Raw genomic sequence first — 3,066 nt, 5'->3', positions numbered from 1 at the left:
AACATGTATAATATCAATCGTTCGTAAAACCTCCGGCTTGTTTCTTTTAACGTCAGTTAAGGCAACGAGCTATGGAACCATCCAAATATAAGTACCCTATTACGGCTAAACTGATACGTGATGCACGTTTACGTTCTGGCCTACAACAGAAAGACTTCATTTCTCAAAACAACCTTGAAATCACTCAAGCTACCTTTTCTCGTTGGGAAACGGGACAGGCGCAAGTGCCCGTTAGTGTCCTGCTAAAGCTTGGTTTAATTGCGGAAGGAATTGCCGAGATGGCATTGATACTCACCATCTTTGCAAAATGCCTACAAAATCGCCTTGAATTAGAAATCGAAGCACAAAGAAAGGCGGTGCAGTGATGGAGTTATTTTTTTCTTTACTCTTATTGATAATTATACTTTGGGCTTTGGGGTGGCTATGACTCTAAGAACCAAATTCACCCAAATCATAAACGGCATCAAAGAATCGCGCCGCGTTCTCGAGGATGCGTCCCCAGATTGGCCGAAAGTCTCCCCTCTAAAATTGGTCGGTACCGTCAAGGAATACGCGATAACAAACTTCGAAGCTGCCCGCGATATCTTCGACAGCAAAGTGGCCGCGCTCGAGAACCTACAACAACAAGTCGATGAGCTACGCGATCAACTCAAAAAAGTTCAAGGAGAAGAACAATGATTCTAGGTTATGTGAAATGCACCGCCCCTAATTGCGGTGAAGCGATGGAAGTCAGCCAATGCAGCGGTAAACGTTCGGCCTACTTAAAGGGACGTTGTCACGTTTGTCAGTGTACGGAGCAGCGCAGCAATGCCAATACCCAAGACTACCTAAAGCAATATATGCCTTTAGAAGAGCTAACCGCGGCTACTGAAGCGCAACAAGAACCCTTACATGTGCAACCCGAAGTACAACAAGTGCAACCCGAAGTACAACAAGTGCAATCGGAAGTACAACAAGTGCAATCGGAAGTACCAAATGAAGTGCAACCCTACCCTAATAATGTGCCTAAATCAGACGGGGTTTCAGGGTTGTTGTGTGCTGGCATCGGTGCATTCATTGGCTTAACCCTTGGTAAAGCCGTCACTGTTTTACGATCTGTATAAGGACACCCTATCCCATGGACAAACAAAATAATGTAGAACTCGATCAACCAGTCATCGATGCTGAAGAAATTGAAACGCACACCGAGCAAGACAAAAGCGAGTTCCTAGAAGAACTGGAAAACGAGTTCGACCCGCAAGCCGCGTTGGACAAAGCAGACGAAAAAGCCGAAGCCGTGAACGCTCAGAAAATGGCACTCGAAGCCACAGAGCAAACCGTTCTTGTCGGTGTTGGCATGGCTGACTTCGCCGTAAAAGAAATGCTCGATGAACGTCTAGAGATTGGTGAAGACAACGCCCACGCATTGGCAAAAGCCGCCGCGCCGGTCATTTTAAAATACAACGTTGCGCCCCCGCCGTGGGCGGTGAAATACAAAGAAGAGATTGGCTTGGGTTTGGTAGCACTCAGTATCTCCGCTTCCTTATTCCTGCAACACCGCAGCCTTAAGAAAGCCGATCGCCTTGCTGCTCAAGAAGCACAGCAAAACGCACAACCGGAATCAGAGCAAACGGCATCGTGATGCAAGTCACACTTAATACATATCTAACCCACTTGGTGTTAGGCATCTAAGGCATATAAAGCAGTAACACTAAGGCCGCCCACTTTCGGGCGGTCTTTTTTTTAGGGTTAGATATGGAACCAATCAACAATAACAACGCACTTGATAACCACCATGCCTACATTGTCGGCATGTCGGGTTCGGGTAAATCGTCCTTAGCAAAAAAACTGCTTATCTCATCGACTGACCAAGTCGCCATTTACGACCCGAAACGTGAATATGATGGCCTTATCGTAGGTCGTAAAATCCGCGTTTATGGCAACTTACGCTCGTTCGCCAGTGCGTTAATGGCAGGAAGAGAAACCAAGCAAGGCTTTAAGATCGCTTATCGCCCCTCAGAGCCTTCGGCTAAAGACTTCGACCTCTTTTGCCGTGTAGTGTGGAGTTGTGGCGATGGGAAGCACAAGAAGCCACTCAAGGTTATTTGTGAAGAAGTCGCGGAGAACTCAACCAGTGCCGGCAAAGCCACCGGTTACCATGGCAAGCTGCTTCGCCTTGGTCGCTCTTACAACATCCACACCATCAACCTATTCCAACGTGGCCAAGAAGTACCAAAGACGATCATTGATAACTGTGAATATGGCTACATCATGTTAACGAAGACACCCAAGAGCCGCCGATACTTAGAAGACCTAACCGGAATATGTGCCAATGAACAGTCAAAGTTAGTTAAATTTGACTACTTCAAGCAATACGGAGTGGTCGTTGAAAAAGGCCGTATCCGTTGGTAAGTGTGAAATAAATCACACTTAATGTATATCTAAGGTACATAACCATTAGGCATCGAAGGCACATAAAGCAGTACCAATAAGACCGTCCACTACCGGACGGTTTTTTATTGGAGTAAATCGAAGCATGAAATTGAATGCAAAAAACATAGGTATTATCGCAGGCATCGCTGCGTTAGTGGCGGCTGGCGTTGTTTGGGCATCAAACAACGTTGACGCTGTTGAAGATACCATTGGTTAAGGGAGTAATTAATCAATGACTACTTCAACCAAACTGAACTCGTTCACAGGTGCTGATTACGGCGAGAAAGCAACGCTCACGCTGCCTATTGGTCCTACATACGAAGAAATCTTTCTTGAAACCAACCTTGCAGCCGCACAACTGCGCCGCGTCACGATCACGTTGAACGCTGATGAAATCATCGTCTTAGATGGTGAGTTGATCAAGAAGCTAGAAGCGTACAAAGGTCTGACTCAAACGGATGGTTTCTTCACTATCCCGCTGGCTGACATCACAGCCAAAACGAAAAACGGCGTAAGTTACACAGGTCTGGTGACAGAAATGGGTGACAACATCACGCTAGAAGTGGAAATCGCGTCAACTGAACAAGCCAACGCGCCTAAGGTTCAACTGCAAGCATGGGCGACCGTTTCAGCGCGTCAACCGGCTCGCGTTCT

At 46.7% G+C, this 3,066-nt stretch carries 6 protein-coding genes; all 6 read left to right on the top strand.

Annotated features, from left to right (window positions below; all coding sequences use genetic code 11):
• The first annotated feature begins 71 nt into the window (after positions 1–71).
• Positions 72–365, top strand: coding sequence for a hypothetical protein (locus Q1A70_RS19405; RefSeq protein WP_299695550.1), 294 nt, complete (start codon positions 72–74; stop codon positions 363–365).
• 58 nt (positions 366–423) lie between these two features.
• The gene (locus Q1A70_RS19400) at positions 424–678 is read left to right on the top strand and encodes a hypothetical protein (protein WP_299695552.1); all 255 of its coding nucleotides are present in this window, start codon (positions 424–426) and stop codon (positions 676–678) included.
• Positions 675–1,103: a hypothetical protein gene (locus Q1A70_RS19395; protein ID WP_299695554.1), complete on the top strand. Its 429-nt coding sequence runs from the start codon at positions 675–677 to the stop codon at positions 1,101–1,103. The genes Q1A70_RS19400 and Q1A70_RS19395 overlap by 4 nt, the downstream gene beginning before the upstream one ends.
• A 14-nt stretch (positions 1,104–1,117) precedes the next feature.
• A complete protein-coding gene (locus Q1A70_RS19390) occupies positions 1,118–1,621 on the top strand; it encodes a hypothetical protein (protein WP_299695556.1) in 504 nt (167 codons plus the stop codon).
• Between the two features lie 113 nt (positions 1,622–1,734).
• A complete protein-coding gene (locus Q1A70_RS19385) occupies positions 1,735–2,391 on the top strand; it encodes a type IV secretory system conjugative DNA transfer family protein (protein WP_299695558.1) in 657 nt (218 codons plus the stop codon).
• 253 nt (positions 2,392–2,644) lie between these two features.
• Positions 2,645–3,066, top strand: a 422-nt coding sequence (locus Q1A70_RS19380) for a major capsid protein P2 (protein ID WP_299695560.1), incomplete at its 3' end; no start/stop codon positions are given.

This window comes from uncultured Vibrio sp., from assembly GCF_947488985.1.
In the GTDB taxonomy this organism is placed as follows: domain Bacteria; phylum Pseudomonadota; class Gammaproteobacteria; order Enterobacterales; family Vibrionaceae; genus Vibrio.
The sequence above is the reverse complement of the archived record's forward strand: the minus strand, read 5'-3'. Positions and strand labels throughout refer to the sequence as shown.

Coding starts and splice junctions, on each gene's coding strand:
- Q1A70_RS19400 (WP_299695552.1), top strand. CDS start 424: ATGACTCTAAGAACCAAATTCACCCAAATCATAAACGGCATCAAAGAA.
- Q1A70_RS19405 (WP_299695550.1), top strand. CDS start 72: ATGGAACCATCCAAATATAAGTACCCTATTACGGCTAAACTGATACGT.
- Q1A70_RS19395 (WP_299695554.1), top strand. CDS start 675: ATGATTCTAGGTTATGTGAAATGCACCGCCCCTAATTGCGGTGAAGCG.
- Q1A70_RS19390 (WP_299695556.1), top strand. CDS start 1,118: ATGGACAAACAAAATAATGTAGAACTCGATCAACCAGTCATCGATGCT.
- Q1A70_RS19385 (WP_299695558.1), top strand. CDS start 1,735: ATGGAACCAATCAACAATAACAACGCACTTGATAACCACCATGCCTAC.